The sequence below is a fragment of the Xanthovirga aplysinae genome (genome assembly GCF_009711365.1).
GTDB lineage: Bacteria > Bacteroidota > Bacteroidia > Cytophagales > Cyclobacteriaceae > Xanthovirga > Xanthovirga aplysinae.
Genome location: NZ_SMMB01000917.1, coordinates 1 through 5,441, shown reverse-complemented (window position 1 = coordinate 5,441; position 5,441 = coordinate 1). Strand labels below are relative to the sequence as shown.

At 35.4% G+C, this 5,441-nt stretch carries 5 protein-coding genes; 3 read left to right on the top strand and 2 right to left on the bottom strand.

Annotated features, from left to right (window positions below; genetic code table 11):
• Together E1171_RS08085 and E1171_RS08080 are read left to right on the top strand one after the other, a co-directional pair.
• Nucleotides 1-739 (top strand): cupin domain-containing protein (locus E1171_RS08085; protein ID WP_222931445.1); only part of this gene is annotated, 739 nt, incomplete at its 5' end.
• A gap of 397 nt (nt 740-1,136) precedes the next feature.
• The gene (locus E1171_RS08080) at nt 1,137-1,913 is read left to right on the top strand and encodes a GIN domain-containing protein (protein ID WP_155205504.1); all 777 of its coding nucleotides are present in this window, start codon (nt 1,137-1,139) and stop codon (nt 1,911-1,913) included.
• Nucleotides 1,914-1,979: 66 nt separating this feature from the next.
• On the opposite strand, the gene E1171_RS08075 is transcribed toward E1171_RS08080, so the two are convergent.
• Nucleotides 1,980-2,315, bottom strand: a complete 336-nt coding sequence (locus tag E1171_RS08075) for a hypothetical protein (protein WP_155205503.1) — start codon at nt 2,313-2,315, stop codon at nt 1,980-1,982.
• Between the two features lie 303 nt (nt 2,316-2,618).
• Nucleotides 2,619-3,506 (bottom strand): MerR family transcriptional regulator, encoded by an 888-nt coding sequence (locus E1171_RS08070; RefSeq protein ID WP_155205502.1) that lies wholly within the window; start codon nt 3,504-3,506, stop codon nt 2,619-2,621.
• Nucleotides 3,507-3,678: 172 nt separating this feature from the next.
• On the opposite strand from E1171_RS08070, the gene E1171_RS08065 reads away from it, so the two are divergent.
• Nucleotides 3,679-5,034, top strand: a complete 1,356-nt coding sequence (locus E1171_RS08065; RefSeq protein WP_155205501.1) for a fasciclin domain-containing protein — start codon at nt 3,679-3,681, stop codon at nt 5,032-5,034.
• Nucleotides 5,035-5,441: the final 407 nt, after the last annotated feature.

The window sequence follows — 5,441 nt, the reverse complement described above, 5'->3', positions numbered from 1 at the left end:
GAAAAGGGATGAGAAAATCATTAAACCCATTTTAATTGATAAAGAAAGTTTGTCAGGGTTACAATTGCCTAAAGCAACCCTTAAATCTAATCCTGACCGGGAATTTTATTACAAAAGAATATATAAAGGTTCAGAAATTAGTATTTCCATGATTGCTTTGGAATCAGGTACAAATGATTTTGATAGCTTCCGATTTGAGGAATTTATCTTCTTAATAAATGGAGGGATGGTTTTAGAACCGAGAAACGGAAAGAAATATTCCTTTAGCTCGGGAGATTATATCATTGGCACAAAAGGCTACCAGGGGAAATGGACTACGGTTGGGGCTACCAAATATCATCTGGAACTTTCCGTAATTTCCAATAAAAGAACTGATTCAACTCAAGTGTCTGCCGTAAAAAACCCTTTCCATATTGATAAACAATTAATTTCCGGAATTGGATTACAAGGGGATGGTAAGAAAAGAAGAAAGCAAACCATTATAAACGAAGTCTTTTCCGGGATAGAATTGGATGTTAGCTTGGTGGCAGAGAAATCTCGTGAAAGGGAAATTACCTATTCCAAAAAGGAACAAATGTTTCACATTCTAATAGGCATGGTAACCATTACCCCACACGGGTCAGATCCTCAAACTTTTTACCAAGGGGACTTTTTCGTTCTTCCAAAAGGATTTAATGGAACATGGAAAGCTCAGGGGCACGATCTTTTCAGAACGATTCGTGTGATGCAATCGGAATAAAACCCAACCTCTTCCTGTAAAACATATCTAAAAGTTTTCCTTTTGCTGCAAATGGTTTTTGAGAAGCTGCACTCTCGCTTAAAAACAAAAAATTTAAACAGGCTTTAAATATGGACTCAAAAATAGACCTGTATGAAATGGATACTTAAATAATTTTTGTTTTAATCCCCATTTCCTGGTTTTGGAAAAAATAGCGCCCCTCCAGATTGTTTATATAATTGGTAAACTACTTGATCTTGACGAGTTTAAAAATCAGGATTTCCTTTTATCTAATTTTTCAGTTACTTGAATATTAGCAGGATTTTTGTTTCTTCAAATATTGTTTTTGAAACCGAATTTCGGGTTATTAGAGTTTTCCTGAAACCCCTGCTTTGATGTTAACTTATTAATTGCTGAAATGATGAAAAATAGGATACAAAATAGATTGAGCCTTTATATTTTACTCACTGTACTTTTTTTGAAGCCTGGTTTTGTTTTGGCAAACCAAAATGAAAAAAAGGTATTTGATCTAAAGCATTTTGATAAAGTTATTATTAGTCCCTATATAAAAGTATTTCTCAAAGAGGGAGATACGGAATCTTTGGAAATATTGGAAAGTAAAGTTTCCTTAGATGAGCTCGTGATAGAAAATAAAAGTAATAAACTAGAGGTTTACCTAAAGGGAGCTAGAAATACTACTAGGCAAGAGAAAGTAAAGAGAAAAGGCAAGATACAAAAGGTTCCTTTGTACAGAGAAGTTCAACTTGTCTTGAATATAACCTATACATCATTGAATGAGTTACAGGCGAAGGGAGATGAAGAGGTTACTGTTTTATCAGATATTAAAGCCGATAATTTTAACGTGAAAGGGTATGGTGATGGAAAAATTTCCTTCCAAAATGTGGAGATAAATACACTCAAAGGAGCATTTTATGGAGATGGTGAATTAAATATTTCTGGAGGTACAATCGAAAACCAACATTTCTCACTTTATGGAGATGCAAAAGTCGATTTAATCAATGTGGAAAATAAATACACCTCCTCAAAAATGTTTGGAGGTAATAAATTAAAAGTAAACACCCAAAATGAATTAAAAGTATCTGGTATTGGTGATTTTTTAGTAGAATATAAAGGAGATCCAATTGTGAAGAAAGGCATTAATATAGGAGATGGAGAAATTGTCAAAGTAGAATAGGTTTACTATTCGTCATTTAATTGTTGAAAAACTTCCTCCTAATAGGAAAAGAATAACTTTTGAATTTTACCAGTCAATTATCTCTCCATTCTCAATCACATGACCTGATTCAATAATGGAAGTTATAATGAAGATTTCAGATGATTTTATCTCCAAATATTTGACCAATAGTCCAAGAAGGCTGCTCTGAATTTTTTTAATATCATCCTGAGACCAGAGAGAAGGTAAAAACAGATTCACCATTACTTCATACTGTTGGCCACCCTGCATAAAGTTTGAGGTTGTTGTAATACAGATGTCGTTTACAGCTACTTGTATCATTTTCGCCCATTCAATGGCTAGTTCATGAAGTTTCTCTTGATTTAGCTTATTGTCTTTAATAAAGCAGTTGGCAATTGGCATATTTCTTACTATGTAAATATTTATTTTCAGTGTTTTCTCATACGATTAAGGTAGTTTTTTAGAATATGTTTCCCAAAAGGAAATTATTAAGAATTACAAAAAAGGCATTGATGATTTGATTTAATCCTAATGACCAGAATAAATTTAATAATCCAGCTAAAAACCCTTAATTTTTCTCCTTGGATATTATTAATGGCCATATGGTTAAAGTTAACTCTCTAACAACCTTAATTTAGGCATCTACATCTCACAAAATAAACCCCAAATTTACGTCAAACTTTTCACCTCATATAGCTAAACAAATCAATCCTTCTTGGACCTACTTAAAAAGGAAATAAGGTCATCAGGTTTCTTTAAAAGTGTAATTTCATCTGGTAAACTGGTCTCTTTCAATAGTTCCGGATTTCCAGAAACCAACAGAGGAATATTCACCTCTTTTCTGATAATATTTAACAATTCCTCAATCTGCCCTACCCAAGAAGTAGTGAACATAGTCAACATCAATTGAGGTTTGGCAATCTCCACCACTGTTTTAATATTCTCTACCGGCACTTTTGGCCCTAGATTATAAACCTTCCATCCCAAATCTTTGGCAATGAAATTGGCCAATAACAATCCAATTTCATGATCCTCTTTTTCCAACAAAAATAATAAGATACTAGGAGCCTCATGGACTGGAATAGGAAGGGTTTCTATGGCCGCTATAATTTTTTGACGAATTAAGCTGGATATAAAGTGCTCTTGTGCGGGCACCGTTTTGCTTGTTGTCCATAAAACACCTACATGATCCAAAAAGGGATATATTAGTTGAGTGACTGTTGCAAACAAACCTTTCCTTAGCACATGGGTCTGATAAATGTGGTTAAAGGCGGCTTCATTCAATTCAAGCATACTAAGGCTTAGCGCACGAACTTCCTCCTCAATATGCTCAACCAAGGGGTTTTTCAGCACCTCATTAACCCGCTCATGGATTTCTTCATCAGGCATCTTACTGAGTTTGGAAATCCTAAAACCATTTTTGATTAAAATACTAATGTTAAGCAATTTACGAAGCTGCTCATCAGAGTAATAACGAATATTGGTTTTGGTCCGCATAGGACGTAAAAAATTATAGCGACGTTCCCAAACCCTTAACGTATGGGCCTTTATACCTGTTAAGGACTCCACTTGCACCATCGAATAATTCCCCATGTTAAATACTTTTTAACCTAAAGGTAAACAAAATATTGAGGAGTAAAAAGTAGCTCCTTTATACATTAAACAGCTTTTTTATTTTTTTGTTCAACTTTTTTACACAAATAGTTAAACAAAATAGAAACTATGGCCGTTATAATGTTTATAAAAACCTAAAAAAAATTAAATTATGAAAAAGTTACTTTTCTTTACTGTTCCCCTGCTTACCTTATGCTTATTCATATCTAGTTGCAAAAAAGATGATGATGAGGTAATGCCCCCGTCTACTGATATTGTTCAGTTGGCCCGTGACAATGGATTAACTGCTTTTGCTTCAGCTATAGAAAAAGCTGAACTGGCAGACGACCTTCAAGCCATGGGCCCTTTTACTATTTTTGCTCCAACCAATGAGGCCTTTACCAATCTATTACAAGCAGTAGGTCAGTCAAGCATAGATGATTTGCCTCCTCCTGTTTTGGAAAAAATCTTACTCTATCATGTGATTAATGCTGAGGTGCTATCAACCGAGGTTTCCCCTGGGGCGGTAACTACCTTAGAGGGTTCAGATATTAACCTAGATAACACAGAAGGCATCACAGTGAATAATGTCAAAGTGATTACTCCTTTTGATTTAGAGGCATCTAACGGGGTGATTCATACCCTAGAAGAGGTACTAGTACCCTCTTCCATCGCTCAATTTGTCAATACTGTACTTGAACCGGCCTATTTCAATAAAGATTTTACTTCGCTCATTACGGCGGCATCAAAAGCAGATTTGGTAGAAACTTTACTCAACACCCCAGATCTTACGATATTTGCGCCAAGTAATGCTGCTTTTACAGAAGCAGGAATTGATCCTTCATCCACAGACAAAGAAACATTGGTTGCTGTACTTACCTATCATGTATTAGGATCAAAAGTGTTAAGTAAAGATCTTACAAGGGAAGCAAAAACCTTGAACGGGAACAACCTTTACTTTTCGTTAGTAAGTGCTGGAAATTTCATTAATGGAAACACCGAAATAGTGGCAGTGGACATTGAATCAGGAACAGGAGTAGTCCATGTGATCGATAAGGTACTTCTTCCCCCTGTAGGCAATATCGTTGAAACTGCCGTTGGCCTTGCTGAAAATGGGGAATTTAACATATTGGTAGATGCCTTGAAACGCACTGCAGATGAGGGCGCGGAGGATCAAAACTTGATCTCAGTCTTGAGTGGAGATGGTCCTTTTACTGTATTTGCACCGACTAATGCTGCCTTTCAAGCACTATTAGACAGCAATGAGGATTGGAATAGTTTGTATGACATTCCTTTAAATTTCCTCATTACAGTGCTTACTTACCATGTAGTACCTGCAAGAGCTTATGATAAGGACTTAGCGGGTGCCTTAGATGAAAACCAGCAGTTACCGACTGCCCAGGGTCAAAAAATCACCATTGACCTAAATACACTGACCATCAACGCTGACACCAAAATAATAGGAGTGAATACCAATGCCACAAATGGGGTGATTCACGTCATTGACAAGGTACTTTTACCCCAATAGGTAATTGAATACAGGACAGGTGGGATAAGAGTTGGCAGCAAATTAGTATTGTCAACTCTTTTATTGTTTTGAAAATATGGATTGAACTTCTTTATCCGCACTTTTAACAAGAATGATATGGAATACAACTTTAAGGAAGCGATGAAGAAGCTATAGATTAAAATACAACAATCACCAAGCATGTGCTGCTATTGGGAACTTCCAAATTGAAAGATATTTCAATTGGGCAAACAGTATAAGTACTAGAAAATAGGACAAAGCAGGAAGATGGGAATGGTCATCGGATGAGGTGATTTGCTTAATAGAAAGTTAAATTATTATATAGGGTAAGTATCAAAATCTTTTCAATTGTATAGGTATTCAAAGAGCCTGAAAAATGCTGTTTTAAATAAAAAACTATCAATAAA

Bases quoted from the DNA above. Each gene is read 5' to 3' on its own strand.
- E1171_RS08080 (WP_155205504.1), top strand. From the start codon at position 1,137: ATGATGAAAAATAGGATACAAAATAGATTGAGCCTTTATATTTTACTC.
- E1171_RS08070 (WP_155205502.1), bottom strand. From the start codon at position 3,506: ATGGGGAATTATTCGATGGTGCAAGTGGAGTCCTTAACAGGTATAAAG.
- E1171_RS08065 (WP_155205501.1), top strand. From the start codon at position 3,679: ATGAAAAAGTTACTTTTCTTTACTGTTCCCCTGCTTACCTTATGCTTA.
- E1171_RS08075 (WP_155205503.1), bottom strand. From the start codon at position 2,315: ATGCCAATTGCCAACTGCTTTATTAAAGACAATAAGCTAAATCAAGAG.